Source organism: Streptomyces guryensis, from assembly GCF_021261325.1.
Taxonomy (GTDB): Bacteria; Actinomycetota; Actinomycetes; order Streptomycetales; family Streptomycetaceae; genus Streptomyces; species Streptomyces guryensis.
Genome location: NZ_JAJSBI010000006.1, coordinates 365963 through 382829, shown reverse-complemented (window position 1 = coordinate 382829; position 16867 = coordinate 365963). Strand labels below are relative to the sequence as shown.

The 16867-nt window shown below is 68.9% G+C and carries 8 protein-coding genes and 1 pseudogene; all 9 read left to right on the top strand.

Going from position 1 to position 16867, the window contains the following annotated elements:
- Positions 1-57: 57 nt before the first annotated feature.
- Complete coding sequence (locus LJ657_RS15650) at positions 58-2514, top strand: RICIN domain-containing protein (RefSeq protein ID WP_232649203.1); 2457 nt, start codon at positions 58-60, stop codon at positions 2512-2514.
- A gap of 57 nt (positions 2515-2571) precedes the next feature.
- On the top strand, positions 2572-3717 hold the full coding sequence (locus LJ657_RS15645) for an SGNH/GDSL hydrolase family protein (RefSeq protein WP_232649202.1): 1146 nt from the start codon (positions 2572-2574) through the stop codon (positions 3715-3717).
- Between the two features lie 70 nt (positions 3718-3787).
- Positions 3788-5257 (top strand): annotated as a pseudogene (locus LJ657_RS15640) (glycoside hydrolase family 10 protein); the annotation flags it as partial.
- Between the two features lie 402 nt (positions 5258-5659).
- Complete coding sequence (locus LJ657_RS15635; RefSeq protein ID WP_232649201.1) at positions 5660-7090, top strand: arabinofuranosidase catalytic domain-containing protein; 1431 nt, start codon at positions 5660-5662, stop codon at positions 7088-7090.
- Positions 7091-7133: 43 nt separating this feature from the next.
- On the top strand, positions 7134-8786 hold the full coding sequence (locus LJ657_RS15630) for a glycoside hydrolase family 27 protein (protein ID WP_232649200.1): 1653 nt from the start codon (positions 7134-7136) through the stop codon (positions 8784-8786).
- Positions 8787-8902: 116 nt separating this feature from the next.
- A complete protein-coding gene (locus tag LJ657_RS15625) occupies positions 8903-10393 on the top strand; it encodes an arabinofuranosidase catalytic domain-containing protein (protein WP_232649199.1) in 1491 nt (496 codons plus the stop codon).
- Positions 10394-10494: 101 nt separating this feature from the next.
- Entirely contained in the window at positions 10495-12333 is a 1839-nt protein-coding gene (locus tag LJ657_RS15620) for an RICIN domain-containing protein (protein WP_232649198.1), read from the top strand.
- A gap of 46 nt (positions 12334-12379) precedes the next feature.
- Positions 12380-14788 (top strand): ricin-type beta-trefoil lectin domain protein, encoded by a 2409-nt coding sequence (locus tag LJ657_RS15615; RefSeq protein WP_232649197.1) that lies wholly within the window; start codon positions 12380-12382, stop codon positions 14786-14788.
- 52 nt (positions 14789-14840) lie between these two features.
- A complete protein-coding gene (locus LJ657_RS15610; protein ID WP_232649196.1) occupies positions 14841-16823 on the top strand; it encodes an alpha-L-fucosidase in 1983 nt (660 codons plus the stop codon).
- Positions 16824-16867: the final 44 nt, after the last annotated feature.

Sequence of the window (16867 nt, the reverse complement as noted above, 5' to 3'; positions counted from 1 at the left end):
GTGGCCGGCTCGCCACCGGCCGCGGACCGACACACGCGTCAGCACCGGAGGATGACCATGTCCAGAGCCAGAGGGCTCCGCGGCCTGTGGGCCGCCCCCGTAGCTCTGCTCGCTTGTCTGGCCGGCAGCCCGGCCACCGCGGGGGCCGCGTACGCCGTACCGGTAGAACGTGAAGCGGCTGCCGCCGAGCTGTATGTGGCGCCGGACGCGGCTCCCGGTGGGGACGGCACCGCCGGGCGGCCGTTCGCCACGATCGACCAGGCGCAGCAGCCGGCGCACCGGCTCTCGGCCGACTCGAACGTCGTCGTCCATCTGGCCGGTGGCACCTACCGGCTGTCCAAGCCACTGAGCTTCGGCTCCGGCGACGGCGGCCAGAACGGCCACACCATCACGTACCAGGCCGTGTCCGGGCAGCAGCCGGTCGTGTCCGGTGCCCAGCAAGTCACGGGTTGGCAGGTGCATGATCAGGGAAAGAGCATCTGGTCTGCCCACGTCGGCACCGGTGTGAACACACGCCAGTTGTACGTGAACGGCAGGGAGGCGGCACGGGCGGCGATCCAGGTGCCCCGCTCCGGCTTCACCTTCACCCAGACCGGCCTGACCGTCACCGACTCCTCCCTCGACTACCTGGCCGGACTCTCGGACCAGAACCACATGGAAGTCGAGAGCATCAACTCCTTCACCGACCGCTACGCGCCGGTCCAGTCGATCAGCGGCAGGACCATCGCCATGCAGCAGCCCGCCTGGAACAACAACTCCTGGGGCTACGACACCATCAACGCGCCGTTCGCCGGCGGGACGATGTACCTGGAGAACAACTATGCGTTCCTGCAGCAGGCCGGACAGTGGTATCTCGACGCGTCCACCGGCGACCTGTACTACCGGGCCCAGTCCGGGCAGAGCCCGAACAGCCTCGACGTCGAACTGCCCCGCCTGCAGAGCCTGCTCGGCATAAGCGGCAGCTACGGCTCACCGGCGGCCGGACTGAGCTTCGCCGGCATCCGGTTCACGGGAACCTCCTGGCTCGGCCCGAGCGGACCCGACGGCTACGCGGACCAGCAGAGCGGCGCGCACATCACCGGTGCCTACGCGATGCCCGCCGACTGGCTGAGCACCTGCAAGTCGGGGTGCACGCAGTTCGAGGCCACCCGCAACCACTGGGCGCAGATGCCCGCGGCCGTCCAGGTCTCCGCCGCCACCGGCATCACCTTCTCCGGCGACACGTTCTCCGAACTCGGGCAGGCCGGACTGGGCATGGGCAACGACGGCGTCGCCACGGCCTCCGGCACCGGACTCGGCGCGGACGGCGTGACCATCACCGGCAGCACGTTCACCGACATCGCCGGCAGCGGCATCCAGGTCGGCGGGATCCAGCCGGACGCACACCACCCCGGCAACCCGCAGATGACCAACCAGAACATCACCATCGGCAACAACAAGGTCAGCGGGGTGGGCACCGACTACAAGGAGACCGCGGGAATCCTGTCCACGTACGTCACCAACGCGACGATCACCCACAACCAGTGCGACCACCTCCCCTACGACGGGATCGACATCGGCTGGGGCTGGGGCATGAACGACCCGGGCGGCAGCCAGGACTACGTCAACCGGGGCACGTACAACTACCAGCCCATCTACAGCACCGCCACGACGCTGAAGAACAACACCGTCTCCCACAACCTGGTCTTCGACACCAAGAACGCGATGTTCGACGGCGGCAGCATCTACAGCCTGTCCGCGAGCCCCGGATCGGTGATCTCCGACAACTACATGTACGACAACAACCACACCACCGCGCTGTACCTCGACGAGGGCTCCCGGTATCTGACGCTGTCGCACAACGTGGTGCAGGACGCCGGCAACTGGGCGCTCACCAACGCCAACGCGAACAACCACACCGACGACAGCACGTTCTCCGGCAACTGGTACAACGGCGGCAACACCTACGTGGCCACCGGTCCTCCGCACAACAACGTCCTCACCGGCAACGTCCAGGTCAGCGGCACCAACTGGCCGCAGGGCGCGCAGCAGGTCATCCAGCAGGCGGGCGTCCAGTCCTCGGGTGGCGGCGGTGGCGGCGGCTTCCCCAGCGGCTACCACCAGCTGGTGATCGGCAGCGACAGCCTGTGCCTGGACGTGTACGGCAGATCCAGCAGCGCCGGCGCCGCGATCGACCAGTGGACCTGCAACGGACAGGGCAACCAGCAGTTCCAGTTCGTGCCGGCCTCGGGCGGCTACGGCCGGTTGCAGGCGCAGAACTCCGGGCTGGTCGTGGCGGTGTCCGGCGCTTCCACGGCCGCCGGCACGCCCGACATCGTGCAGCAGGCCCCGAGCGCAGCGGCCGGCGGTCTGTGGCTGCCGGTACAGCAGCCCGACGGCTCGTACTCCTTCCAGAACCAGAACAGCGGCCTGTGCCTGGACGTCTACGGCGGCGCCGGCAACCCCGGTCAGCAGTTCGACCAATGGCCCTGCAAGAACACGGCGGGCAGCAACCAGGACTTCACCCCCCGCTGACCGGCTCACCCGCTCCTTCACCCCCACCCACTGTCCCGCACCCAGTGAGGAACGCATATGAAGAAGTACTCGCCGCTCCTGGCCGTCGCGCTGGCGGCCGCGGTCGGCACCGGCACCGCGGTGCCCGCGGCGGCGGCCACCGGCACCGGGTCACCGGCCTCCGCCGTACGGGCCGCCGCGCCCACCGCCCTGCGGCTGATGCCGTTGGGCGACTCGATCACCTGGGGCGTCGGCAGCCCGTCCGGGAACAGCTACCGCGACTTCCTGGGGAACCAACTGGCGGCCGAGGGGCACGCCTTGGACTTCGTTGGTTCGGGTCGCAACGGCACCATGTCCGACCCGGACAACGAAGGGCACTCCGGCTGGCGGATCGACCAGATCGCCGGCATCGCGGACGACGTGCTGGCCCGTTACCGCCCCAACGTGGTCACCCTGGAGATCGGCACCAACGACCTGAACGGCAACTACCAGGTGCCGACCGCCCCCGACCGGCTGCACGCGCTCATCGACCAGATCACCCGCGACGCCCCAGACGCGACCGTCCTGGTCGGCACGGTGATCGTCTCCACCAGCGGTACCGAGGAGGCCAGCCGGCCCGCGTTCAACGCCAAGATCCCCGGCATCGTCCAGGCCGAACAGGCCGCCGGCAAACACGTACGCCTGGTGGACATGAGCGCGCTGACCAGCGCGGACCTCTCCGACGCCCTCCACCCCAACGACAACGGCTTCCGCAAGATGGCGGACGCCTTCCACGCCGGTGTGCAGGCCGCCGACGCGGCAGGCTGGATCAAGCCGCCGGTCTCCGTGGGCGGGCCGGTGCACTCCGGGGTCGCGGGGAAGTGCCTGGACGTCAACGGCGGCAACAGCGCCAACGGGACCGCCGTGCAGATCTGGTCCTGCAACGGCGCCGACGCGCAGTCGTGGTCCGCGCGCTCGGACGGCACCTTGCGGGCGCTCGGGAAGTGCCTCGACGCCACGGGCGGTGGTACCGCCAACGGGACCAAGATCGAGATCTGGGACTGCAACGGCGGCAGCAACCAGCAATGGCAGGCGTACAACGGCGGTTACCGCAACCCGGTCTCCGGCCGCTGCCTCGACGACCCCGGTGCGTCCGCCACCGACGGTACGCAACTGATCCTGTGGGACTGCAACGGCGGAGCCAACCAGCAGTGGACCGCGCTGCCGGTCACCTCGGCTCCGTGATCCGAATCGACCGCGGCACCGACTGGTGGTCGGTGTCTCATCCCCCCACACACAAGGAGATCGATCCTTCATGTCATGGCTCAATGAAGAGCCCCGTCTGCGTAGGGCTCTCTCCCTTGCCACCGGACTGGCAGCCGGTACGGTCCTGGCTCTGGCCGGCCCGGCGAACCTTGCCGCCCATGCGGCCTCGGGCACGCTGGGTGCGGCAGCTGCCGACAGCGGCCGCTATTTCGGCACGGCCGTGGCCGCGGGCAAGCTCGGCGACTCGACGTATGCCACGATTCTCGACCGGGAATTCAACATGATCACCCCGGAGAACGAGATGAAGTGGGACACCACCGAACCGTCCCGCGGCAACTTCAACTTCGGCCCCGCCGACCAGATCGTCAACCACGCCACCGCGCACGGGCAGCGGATGCGGGGCCACACCCTGGTCTGGCACTCCCAACTGCCCAGTTGGGTCAGTTCCATCACCGACGCGAACACCCTGCGCAGTGTGATGAACAACCACATCACCACTGAGATGAACCACTTCAAGGGCAAGATCTACGCCTGGGACGTGGTCAACGAGGCCTTCGCCGACGGCGGCAGCGGCCAGCACCGCAGTTCGGTGTTCCAGAACGTGCTGGGCAACGGCTTCATCGAGGAGGCGTTCCGCACCGCCCGCGCCACCGACTCCTCGGCCAAGCTCTGCTACAACGACTACAACATCGAGAACTGGTCGGACGCCAAGACCCAGGGTGTCTACAACATGGTGCGCGACTTCAAGTCCCGCGGTGTGCCCATCGACTGCGTCGGCTTCCAGTCCCACTTCGGCACCGGGGGGCCGCCGGCGAGCTTCCAGACGACACTGTCGAACTTCGCCGCGCTCGGCGTGGACGTACAGATCACCGAGCTGGACATCGCGCAGGCACCGGCGACGGCGTACGCGAACACCGTGAAGGCGTGCATGAACGTCGCCCGCTGCACCGGTATCACGGTGTGGGGGATCAGGGACAGCGACTCGTGGCGCACGGGGGAGAACCCGCTGCTGTTCGACAACAGCGGGAACAAGAAGCCCGCCTACGACGCGGTCCTGTCCGCGCTGGGCGGCGGCGGTACGGGGAACTCGGGTGACATCGTCTCCGGGACGGTCTACTCGCTGACCGGCGCCGCCGCGGGCCGGGCGTTGGACGTCCCGGGCGGCCAGACCGCGAACGGCACGCCTCTGCAGGTCTGGGATGCCAACGGCGGCGCGAACCAGCAGTGGCGGGCGAGCCAGAACGGCGATGGCTCCTACACCCTGACCAACGTCGGCAGCGGGCGGGTTCTGGACGAGCCGGGTGGCCAGACGGGCAACGGAACGCGGATGGAGATCTGGGACGCCAACGGCGGCGCGAACCAGCACTGGCGGGCGAGCCGGAACGGCGACGGTTCGTACACCTTGACGAACGCGGCCTCCGGCCGGGCGCTGGAGGTTCCGGCCGGGCAGAGCGCCAACGGGAGCCCCGTCCAGGTCTGGGACTCCAACGGCGGCGCCAACCAGCACTGGAGCTTCAGGTGAGCTGATCGGCGCCCCGCGCCTTCCTGCTCCTCTGACGAACACCCGCGCCCGGTACGGCGGCCGTCGCCGGACGCGGGTTTCGGCCTGCCCCCAGATCGGCCTGACCAGGAGGAAACATGGGATGGATCTGATTCGGAATCTCCAAGTCAGGTCTATTGACAGGGTGTTGGGCCTGTGGGATCACTATGCGACATGGGATGTCTGAGTGTTCCCTGTGAGTGCTCACCTGCACGCTGACGGGAGCGGTCGACACCCCTTCCGAACTCTTTGGACAGGCATGGCGCTCTCCGTCCGCTTCCCCCACATATCCGAGGACACAGAATGCAGCCTTCATCCGCCCCGCCCTGCGGCCGCGCGGCTCGTCCACCACGCTTACCGACGTCGGCCGCCGTATGCGTGATGGCTCTGCTGGCCATGCTGCTGGCGTCCGCGCCGACCTGGGGGGCGTCGGCGTCGGCGGCCGCCCTGGTGAGCTCGGCGTCGGGGCGGTGCCTGGACGTCAAGGGCAACGTCGACACCTCGGGCACGGTGCTGAAGATCTGGGACTGCAACGACCAGGCCAACCAGGCGTTCGAGTTCACGTCGGCGGGTGAGCTGAGGACGATGAACGGCACCCGGTGCGTGGACGCCTACGACGCCCGCACGGCACCCGGAGCCCCCGTGGTCATCCGTCCGTGCGACGGGCGGCCGACCCAGGTGTGGCGGCAGAACTCCGACGGGTCCGTCACCGGTGTCGCCTCCGGATTCTGCCTGGACGTGAGCGGGGCGGGCACGGCCAACGGCACCGCGGTCATCCTGTGGACCTGCAACGGCCAGAGCAACCAGAAGTGGACCACGTCGACACCACCGCCTCCGCCGCCCAGCGGGTCGGGCCCGTGCGACCTCTACGCCGCGGGCGGTACCCCGTGCGTGGCCGCGCACAGCACGGTGCGGGCGCTCTACGGCTCGTACAACGGCCCGCTGTACCAGGTCAGGCGCGCCTCGGACAGCGCGACCAGGGACATCGGCGTGCTGGCGCCCGGCGGCTTCGCCGACGCCTCGGCGCAGGACTCGTTCTGCGCGGGCACCACCTGCGTGATCACCGTCGTCCGCGACCAGTCGGGACACGGCAACGACCTGTGGTACCAGGGCTCGGCCCAGGTCCCGGGATCGAGTCAGAGCAGCCCCGCGAAGGCGACGTCCGAGTCGCTGACGGCCGGCGGCAGCAAGGCGTACTCGCTCTACGTCAACCCCGGCAACAGCTACTGGCGGGACGGCCACCTGACGGGCGTGCCGACCGGCGCCGCGCCCGAAGGCGCCTACATGGTGACCAGCGGCACCCACGTCAACGGCGGCTGCTGCTTCGACTACGGCAACAGCGAGACGACCAGGAAGGCCGATGCCGCCGGAGCGATGGACGCGATCAACTTCGGAACCGAGTGCTGGTTCGGCGGCTGCTCGGGAAGCGGTCCCTGGGTGCAGGCCGATCTGGAATGGGGCCTGTACTCCGGCGGCAGCCAGTCCTGGAACACCGACCAGCGTGCGTTTCCGGGCAAGTTCGTCACCGCGATGCTGAAGAACAACGGCACATCGAGGTTCGCCCTCAAGGGCGGCAACGCGCAGTCCGGCGGCCTGACCACCTTGTGGGACGGCGGGCTTCCCGGCGGATACAGCCCCATGAAGAAACAAGGGGCCATCGTCCTGGGCAGCGGCGGCGACTGCTGCAAGCCCGGCGGCGGCGCGAACCAGAGCGCCGGCACCTTCTACGAGGGAGCCATGGTCGCGGGCTACCCCTCCGACGCCACCGACAACGCGGTGCAAGCCAACATCACCGCCGCCGGCTACCGCTGAACGCCTGTCAGCTTCCCCAACTCCACCCAGGAGCCGATGACTTATGCCCACGATCACCGCGAGAGCCAGGCGCCTTCGGCCGCTGCCCCCACTGCGCTCCCTGCGCAGAACCCTGGCGCTCACCTTCTCGGCCGTACTGCTCACCGCGGCCGCCCCCCTCCTCTCGCTCGGCACGGCGCAGCCCGCCGCCGCGCTCGGCAACGGGCTCGCGCCGACCCCGCAGATGGGCTTCAACGACTGGAACGCGTACGGCTGCAACGTCTCCGAGGCACTGATCAAGTCCACCGCCCAGGCGATGCACACCAACGGCATGCAGGCGGCGGGCTATTCGTACGTCAACATCGACGACTGCTGGATGACCCAGAGCCGCGACTCCGGCGGCCACCTGGTACCGGACCCGGCCAAGTTCCCCGACGGCATCAAGGGCACCGCGGACTACGTGCACTCGCTGGGGCTGAAGCTGGGGATCTACGAGGACGCGGGCACCGCGACCTGCGCCGGATACCCGGGCAGCCTGGGGCACGAGACCACGGACGCGCAGTCGTTCGCGTCGTGGGGCGTGGACTACCTGAAGTACGACAACTGCAACAACACCGGAGCGCCGGCGCGTACCCGCTACACCGCGATGCGGGACGCCCTGGCGGCCACCGGCAGGCCCATCCTGTACAGCCTGTGCAACTGGGGCCAGGAGAACGTGTGGACCTGGGGCGCGGACGTGGGCAACAGCTGGCGCACCACCGGAGACATCAGCCCGACCTTCTCCAGCATGCTGTCGATCTTCCACAGCAACGTCGGCCTGGCCTCCTACGCCGGACCCGGCCACTGGAACGACCCGGACATGCTGGAGGTCGGCAACGGCTCGATGACGGCCACCGAGAGCCGCAGTGAGTTCAGTCTGTGGGCGGAGATGGCCGCGCCGCTCATCGCTGGGACCAACATCCCCTCGGCCAGTTCCGACACCCTGTCCGTCCTGACCAACTCCCGGGTGATCGCGGTCGACCAGGACCCGCTCGGCAAACAGGGCACCATGGTGTCGTCCTCGGGCGGCCTGGACGTGCTGGCCAAGCCGCTGGCGGGCGGGGACGTCTCGGTGGCGCTGTTCAACGAGACGGGCTCGACGGCGACCATCTCCACCACCGCGGCCGCGGTCGGGAAGACCGGGGCGTCCGCCTACACCCTCACCGACCTGTGGTCGGGCGCGTCCGCGACCACCTCCGGCACCATCAGCGCCTCGGTACCGGCCCACGGCACTGTCATGTACCGGGTCGCGGGCGGCACCAGCGGTGGCGGAGGCACCGGCGTGACCGGTGCGCTGCACGCGGTCGGCGCGGGCAAGTGCCTGGACGTACCGAACTCCGCCACGACCGCCGGTACCCAGGTGGAGATCTGGAGCTGCAACGGCGGCTCCAACCAGACGTGGACGCACTCCACCTCCAACCAGCTCACCGTCTACTCCGGCAGCGGCCAGATGTGCCTGGACGCCTACAACAACCAGACCACGCCAGGGACGAAGGTGGAGATCTGGCAGTGCAACGGCCAGACAAACCAGCAGTGGTCGCTGAACTCCAACGGCACCATCACCGGCGTCCAGTCCGGCCTGTGCCTGGACGTCACGGGAGGGGCCACGGCTGACGGAACCCTCGCCGAGCTGTGGACCTGCAACGGCAGCAGCGGCCAGCGGTGGACGCTGGGATGACCCGTCCCTCGCCCAGGCCACCGGCAGCTTCGGTGCCGCCGTACAGCGGCAGCGCCACAGAGGAGGTCACCTTGCCCGGATCAGCAAGCGATCGCCGAGGAAGGCGATTCCCGGCCGTGCTCCTGATCGCCCTGGCGATGGCCCTGGCCGCGTTGGGCTCACCGGCTTTCGCCACACCCCCGCGGACCGGCCCGCCCGCCGCGGTCCACCCGGCGGCGAACGCCTCCACGGCCGACACGTCGCTTCCGTGCGACATCTATGCCGCGGGCGGAACGCCGTGTGTGACGGCCCACTCGACGACCAGGGCGCTCTTCGCGGCGTACAACGGGCCGCTGTACCAGATCCAGCGGTCCTCCGACCACGGCTACCGCGACATCGGGGTGCTCGCAGCGGGCGGGTACGCCGACGCCGCCTCCCAGGTGTCGTTCTGCGCGGGCACGTCGTGCACGATCACGAAGATCTACGACCAGACCACCAGGCACAACGACCTGCCGATCTCATGGGGCGGCTACTGGAAGGGTCCCGGTCCCAACGGGGCCGACGTCGGAGCGGACGCCATGGCCCTGCCGGTGACCGCGGCCGGCCACCAGGTCTTCGGCGTCAAGGTCACTCCCGGTGTCGGCTACCGGATCGACCACGCGAGCGGCGTGGCCACCGGTTCTCAGCCGGAAGGCATCTACATGGTGACGTCGTCGAACTACACGAACCAGTGGTGCTGCTTCGACTACGGCAGCGGTGAGAACTCCCACACCGACACCGGCAACGCCACCATGAACGCCATCTACTGGGGCAACGCCTGCTGGTTCAACGGCTGCACCGGCAGCGGCCCGTGGGTCGAGGCCGACCTGGAGAACGGCATGTTCCACACCAACACCGGCTCCAACAAGGACCCGAACAACCCTGGCGTGCACTCCCCGTTCGTCAGCGCGTGGCTGAAGAACAACGGCACAAGCAACTTCACTCTCAAGTACGGCAACGGTGCCGCGGGCGGGCTGACCACCACCTTCTCCGGCCCCCTGCCGAACGGCTACTCGCCGATGAAGGTGGACAGTTCCGTCCTGCTCGGCACCGGCGGCGACAACAGTCCCAATGGCGTGGGCGAGTTCTTCGAAGGCGCGATGACCGCGGGCTACCCCTCCGACGCCACCGAGAACGCCGTCCAGACCAGCATCACCGCCGCCGGCTACGGGGCGGGAAGCGGCGGCGGTGGCACGACGGGTGCGCTGCACGCGGTGGGTGCGGGCAGGTGCCTTGAGGTGCCGGGTGGGTCCACGACACCGGGCACGCAGACACAGATCCGCGACTGCACCGGAGCGGCGAACCAGACCTGGTCCCAGAGCATCTCCCACGAGCTGACCGTCTCCCTGGGCGGCAACCGCCTGTGCCTGGACGCCTCCGGGCAGGGCACCAGCCCCGGCACCAAGGTCATCACCTGGACCTGCAACGGCCAGAGCAACCAGCAGTGGACGCTGAACGCCAACGGCACCATCACCAGCGCCCCCTCCGGACTGTGCCTGGACGTGACGGGCGCCGCCACCGCCAACGGCACCCCCGCGCAGCTGTGGACCTGCAACGGCCAGAGCAATCAGCAATGGACGCTGAACTGACCCGGTGAGGCACCCGCGCTCGACTCCGGGGCGGCATCCCGACGCCGCCCCGGCATGTCGCCGCGCCGCAGCGCTGCGGCGCCCCATCGCAGGAGGATCGGATGAGAACGAGAGTGAGACCCGGCCGTCTGATACTGCTGGTCGGCTTCGTCCTGGCACTCGTGCTGCCGTTGCTGTCGACGGTGTCGAGCCAGGCCGCCTCGGGCACGTCGCTGAGCGTGAACCTGGCGTCGACCCGGGGACCGTCGACCGGTGTGGGGGAGGGGTTCCTCTACGGCATCAGCGAAGACGGCGGCCAGCCCGCGGACCAGTTCCTGCAGCCGCTGGGGATCAACGCGTTCCGCGGCGGCGGATGGTTCTCCGGCGGCTGGATCAAGGACGGCTACCAGTACGGCTCGGCCACCCGGGCCGACCTCGACTCGATCACCGCGCAGGCGAAGCGTCTCACCCGGCCGCCCTACCACGCGCAGTACCAGGTGCTGGTCAGCGACATCTACGGCGCGAACGGCGGCCAACCGTCGAACACGAGGTACCCGTGCGACAACGGCGACTGCTCCAACTGGGTCAGCTTCATCGACTCCACGGTGGGACCGCTGCAGGCTTCGGGGCTCAAGTTCTCCTACGACATCTGGAACGAGCCCGACATCTCCGTCTTCTGGACCCGCGGTGTGAACAGCACCCAGTACTTCCAGATGTGGGACACCGCCTACCGGGAGATCCGGCGCATCGCGCCCGGGGCACAGATCGTGGGACCGTCACTCGCGTTCAACCCGCAGCACAGCCCGGGTGAATGGCAGACCTGGCTCGCGCATGTGAAGGCGGCCGGGACGGTGCCGGACATGATCACCAACCACAACGAGGGCGATGTCGACGACCCGGTCACCGTCTCGCAGACCCTCGACAGCGACCTGACCGCGGCGGGCATCGGCCCGTTGCCGCTGTCCTCGAACGAGTACCAGCCGGCCGACCGGCAGACCGCCGGGGTGACGGCCTGGTACCTGGCGCGGTTCGCCCAGTCCGGGTACGCCAACGCGATGCGCGGCAACTGGGTGTGCTGTGTCACCCCCAACCTGACAGGAGTCCTCACCCAGAGCGGGGGCGGCTGGCAGCCGACGGGCAACTGGTGGGCGCTCAGGGACTACGCCGACATGACCGGCACCCTCGTCGACACCTCCGGCCAGGTCGGCTCTACGGCGATCTCCGCCTCCGAGGACTCCGCCGCCAGACGCGCGGTGGCCGTCATCGGCGACTCGAACGGCTACACCGGCGCCGTGTCCGTGACGTTCAACGGGCTGTCGTCCGTGCCCTGGCTGACGAACGCCGGCAGCGTCCACGTCACCGTCCACCGCATCCCGGACCAGGCACCCCTCGGCGCGCCACAGACCGTGTACGACCAGAACGTGAGCGCCTCGGGCAACTCGATCACCGTGCCGTTCACATTCCAGGGCTCCCACGACGCGTTCGCCGTCTACCTGACACCGGCCTCGTCCGGCGGCGGAGGAGGGGCGTTCCCGGACGGCGATCACCAACTCGTCGTGGCCAACAACAGCCTGTGCCTGGACGTGTACGGCAACTCCGGCAGCGCGGGCGCCGCGATCGACCAGTGGACCTGCAACGGGCAGGGCAACCAGGAGTTCCAGTTCGTGCCGGCCTCGGACGGCTACGGCGAACTGCGGGCCCAGAGCTCCGGCCAGGACGTGGCGGTCGCCGGCGGCTCCACGGCGGCGGGCACCCCGGACATCGTCCAACAGGCCCCCGGCACAGCGGCCAACGGCCTGTGGCTGCCGGTGCGCCAGTCCGACGGCTCGTACGCCTTCCAGAACCGCAACAGCGGCCTGTGCCTGGACGTCTACGGCGCCGGCAGCAACGCGGGACAGCAACTGGACCAGTGGCAGTGCAAGAACGCGCCGGGCACCAACCAGGACTTCGTCGTCCGCTGACACCGCACCCGACGCGGACACCTCCTACCTGCGAAAGGAACCCACCGTGTCAGCATTCAGACGGCTGCTGCGGCGCCTGCGCGCCTCGACGGCCGTGCTCACGGGCCTCATTCTGACCGTCGGCGGCCTCGTGGGCACTACCGCCGCTCCCGCCCAAGCCGCCACTTCCCTCACCATCAACGGCGCGTCCGGCGGACGAACCTTCGACGGCGTCGGCGCGATCAGCGGCGGAGGCGGCAACAGCAGACTCCTGATCGACTATCCCGAGCCCCAACGCGGCCAGATCCTCGACTACCTTTTCCGGCCCGGCTACGGCGCCTCCCTGCAGATCCTCAAGGCAGAGATCGGCGGGGACACCAACTCCACCTCGGGAGCCGAGCCCAGCCACCAGCACACCCGCTCCGACCTCAACTGCGACCGAGGCTACGAATGGTGGCTGATGGAGCAGGCCAAAGCCCGCAACCCGGACATCAAGCTGTACGGACTCGCCTGGGGCGCGCCCGGCTGGATCGGCGGAGGGAACTTCTGGTCCGCCGACATGACCAACTACCTGATCTCGTGGCTGGGCTGCGCCAAACAGCACGGGCTGAGCATCGACTACCTGGGCGGGTGGAACGAGCGCGGCTACAACGTCTCCTGGTACGAGCAACTGCGCAGCGCGCTCAACAGCAACGGCTACGGCAGCGTCAAGATCGTCGCGGCCGACTCGGACTGGTCCGTGGCAGGTGACATCAACTCCAACCCGGCGTTCGCCTCCTCGGTGAGCGTCATCGGCACGCACTACCCCTGCGGCTACCGCTCCGCCCAGTCCAACTGCTCGGTGCCGTCGGCCGCCACATCGACCGGCAAGACCCTGTGGGCGAGCGAGAACGGCTCGGACGACTACAACGGGGGAGCCCCGGCCGTGGCGCGTGGCATCAACCGCGGCTACATCGACGGCCGGATGACCGCGTATCTCAACTGGCCGGTGGTCGCGGCGATCACGCCGAACCTGCCGTATCCCACCATGGGTCTCGCCCTGGCCTCACAGCCGTGGTCCGGGCACTACGCGATCGGCAAGAACGCCTGGGTGATGGCGCACACCAGCCAGTTCACCGCCCCGGGCTGGCAGTACCTCGACGCCTCCAGCGGCTACATCGGCGGCAACCGGAACAACGGCAGCTACGTCTCGCTGAAGTCCACCGACAAGTCCGACTACTCCACGGTCATCGAGACGATGGACGCCGGCAGCGCCCAGACCCTGAACTTCAACGTCACCGGCGGGCTGTCCACCGGAACCGTCCACGTCTGGTCGACCGACGTCGACTCCGGCAACCCCGCCGACTACTTCGTGCACACCACGGACATCACTCCGTCCGGCGGCGGCTTCAGCCTGACCGTGCAGCCCCATCGCGTCTACACCCTGACCACCACGACCGGCCAGGGCAAGGGCACCGCCACCGGCCCCGCCCCGGGCGCGATGAGCCTGCCGTACAGCGACTCCTTCGACGGCTACGCCACCGGCACCGAGGCGAAGTACCTCATGGACTGGCAGGGCGCCTTCGAGGTGGCGGGCTGCGGCGGCGGCCGCAGCGGCAGGTGTGTGCGCCAGATGAGCCCGCAGAAACCGATCACCTGGGACGCGCTGTCCGATCCGCACGCCCTGCTCGGTGACGTGGGCTGGAGCAACTACACCGTCTCGTCCGACGTGCTGCTCGAACAGCCGGGATACGCCGAGCTGATCGGCCGCGCGAACGGGCAGGACTACGGCAGCACCGGCCAACTGAACGCCTACCACCTGCGGGTGAGCGACACCGGAGCCTGGTCGATCCTGAGCTCCAGCACCAACGGCACCGTTTCCACCCTCGCCCGCGGCACGACCACGGCGCTGGGCACCAACCGGTGGCACAGGCTGGCGCTGGCCTTCTCCGGCACCACCGTCACCGCCGTCATCGACGGTTCCACGGTCGGTTCCGTCAACGACCCCACCTGGGCCGGCGGACAGGTCGGTTACGCGACCAGTCAGGGCGAGACGGCACAGTTCGACAACCTGTCCCTCACCCCCGGCAGCGGCGGAACCGGCGGCGGCACCACCGCCACGATCGTCGGGACTTCCTCCGGCCGGTGCGTGGACGTGCCGAACCAGTCGCAGACGTCCGGCACCCAGGTGGAGCTGTGGGACTGCAACGGCGGCAGCAACCAGCAGTGGACGAGCACCTCGACCGGTGAGCTGAGGGTCTACGGCAGCGCATGCCTGGACGCCTCGGGGAGCGGCACCAGCCCCGGCACCAAGGTCGACATCTGGACCTGCGACGGCGGCGGCAACCAGAAGTGGACGCTCAACGCCGACGGCACCATCACCGGCGTCCAGTCCGGCCTGTGCCTGGACGCCACCGGCGCGGGAACGGCCAACGGCACCCTGCTGGAGCTGTGGACCTGCAGCGGCGCCGGCAACCAGAAGTGGACGCGCAACTGATCCGGTGACGGCCGAGACCACCCACCCCGTCAATGACGCTGAGAGGCTCCGCATGACTTCGTCCCCCCTCCCGATCAGCCGGCGCAGACTGCTGGCAGCGACCGGCGCGGCCACGGCCTTCGGCCTGCTGCGGTTCGCCCCCGAGGCCGCCGCGACCGATGGCCCGTCGAGCTACACCGCGAGCTGGTCCTCCGTCGACCAGCACCCCCCGGCCCCGGCCTGGTTCCAGGACGCCAAGTTCGGCATCTACTACCACTGGGGCGTCTTCAGCGTCCCGGCGTTCGGCAACGAGTGGTATCCGCGCAACATGTACATCGGCGGCTCGAACGAGAACAAGCATCACATCGCCACCTATGGCGACCCCTCGGTATGGCCGTACAACAACTTCATCGACGGAGCCCGCGACAAGGCAGGCAACTTCGTGCAGTTCGCCCCCAAATTGGCTTCCCAGGGCGGTAATTGGGACCCGGACGCCTGGGCCCGGCTGTTCAAGTCCGCGGGCGCCAGATTCGCCGGCCCGGTCGCCGAGCACCACGACGGCTTCTCCATGTGGAACAGCCGCGCCAACCCATGGAACTCGGTCCGGCACGGCCCGAGGCTCGACCTCGTCGGGCTGCACGCGCAAGCCATCCGCGGGCAGGGCCTGAAGTTCATGGCCTCCCTCCACCACGCCTACCACTTCAACGGCTTCTACGACCACGTGCCGAACCAGTCCGACCCGGCCCTGCGCATCCTCTTCGGCCAGCAGGGTTCGGCCGCCGAGAACCAACTCTGGTACGACAAGCTGGTCGAGGTCGTCGACGGCTACCAACCCGACCTGCTCTGGCAGGACTTCGACCTCAACCTGGTGCAGGAATCGGACCGGCTCCAGTTCCTCGCGTACTACTACAACCGCGCCGTCGCCTGGAACAAGGACGTCGTCGCGACCTACAAGGACGGCCTCGACAACAAGGGCGAGGTCTACGACTTCGAGCGCGGCGGCCCGGCCGGGCTGCTCACTCCGTACTGGCTGACCGACGACAGCATCTCCTCCTCCAGCTGGTGCTACACGGTCGGCATCGGCTACTACTCGACGCAGGCACTGCTGCACTCGCTGGTCGACCGGGTCAGCAAGGGCGGCACCATGCTGCTGAACATCGCCCCCATGGCCGACGGCACCATTCCCTCCGGGCAGCAGACCATCCTGCTCGCGATGGGCGACTGGCTCGGCCGTTTCGGGGAGGCCGTCTACGGCACCCGCTCCTGGACCAGTTACGGCGAGGGCCCCACCAAGATGGGCGGGGGCTCCTTCAGCGGACCGGTGGCCGGCAAACCGCAGGACATCCGGTTCACCCGCACCCAGGACAACAAGGTCCTCTATGCCACCGCGCTGGGCTGGCAGGGCGGGACGATGACCATCACCACCCTGAACTCGAACCAGATCAACCTCGGCAGCCTGACCGGCGCCCAACTGCTCAACAACGCCGCGGGCACCTACGTCGACCTGCCCGCGCCGACCCAGGACGCCTCCGGCCTGCACCTGGCCATGCCCTCGTCGAACCCGCCGTTCAGCGCCCTGGCGTACACGGTCAAGCTGACCTTCTCCGGGGAGATCCCCGTCCTGGGCGCACCGGGCGGCTCCACGACCTGGGTGAAGATCGCCAACGCGACCAGCGGACTGGTGCTCGACAGCGGAGGCAACGTCGCCGCCGGCTCCAACCTCAAGCAGTGGAACTACGACGGCAGCACCAACCTGCAGTGGCAGCTGATCGACCTGGGCAACGGCTACCACCGCATCATGAACCGCACCAACGGCATGGCCGCCGACAGCTGGGGCAACTCCGCGAACGGCGCTCCGGCCCGGCAGGAGACCTGGAACGGCGGCAACAACCAGCAGTGGTCGCTCACCAGCCTCGGCGACAGCCGCTACCAGATCGTCAACCGGGGCACCGGCACCGCCCTCGACGGCAGCGGCAGCACCACGGTCGGCTCGACCACGGTGCTGTGGACGCCGAACTCCAGCACCAACAACGAGTGGACCATCACCGCCGTCTGAACCACCCCGGCGACCGACGCTCCCTGTCCACCCCTCGACCCAAG

What these genes read in the sequence shown, in the direction of transcription:
- LJ657_RS15650 (WP_232649203.1), top strand. Translation starts at nt 58, where the DNA reads ATGTCCAGAGCCAGAGGGCTCCGCGGCCTGTGGGCCGCCCCCGTAGCT.
- LJ657_RS15645 (WP_232649202.1), top strand. Translation starts at nt 2,572, where the DNA reads ATGAAGAAGTACTCGCCGCTCCTGGCCGTCGCGCTGGCGGCCGCGGTC.
- LJ657_RS15635 (WP_232649201.1), top strand. Translation starts at nt 5,660, where the DNA reads ATGGCTCTGCTGGCCATGCTGCTGGCGTCCGCGCCGACCTGGGGGGCG.
- LJ657_RS15630 (WP_232649200.1), top strand. Translation starts at nt 7,134, where the DNA reads ATGCCCACGATCACCGCGAGAGCCAGGCGCCTTCGGCCGCTGCCCCCA.
- LJ657_RS15620 (WP_232649198.1), top strand. Translation starts at nt 10,495, where the DNA reads ATGAGAACGAGAGTGAGACCCGGCCGTCTGATACTGCTGGTCGGCTTC.
- LJ657_RS15610 (WP_232649196.1), top strand. Translation starts at nt 14,841, where the DNA reads ATGACTTCGTCCCCCCTCCCGATCAGCCGGCGCAGACTGCTGGCAGCG.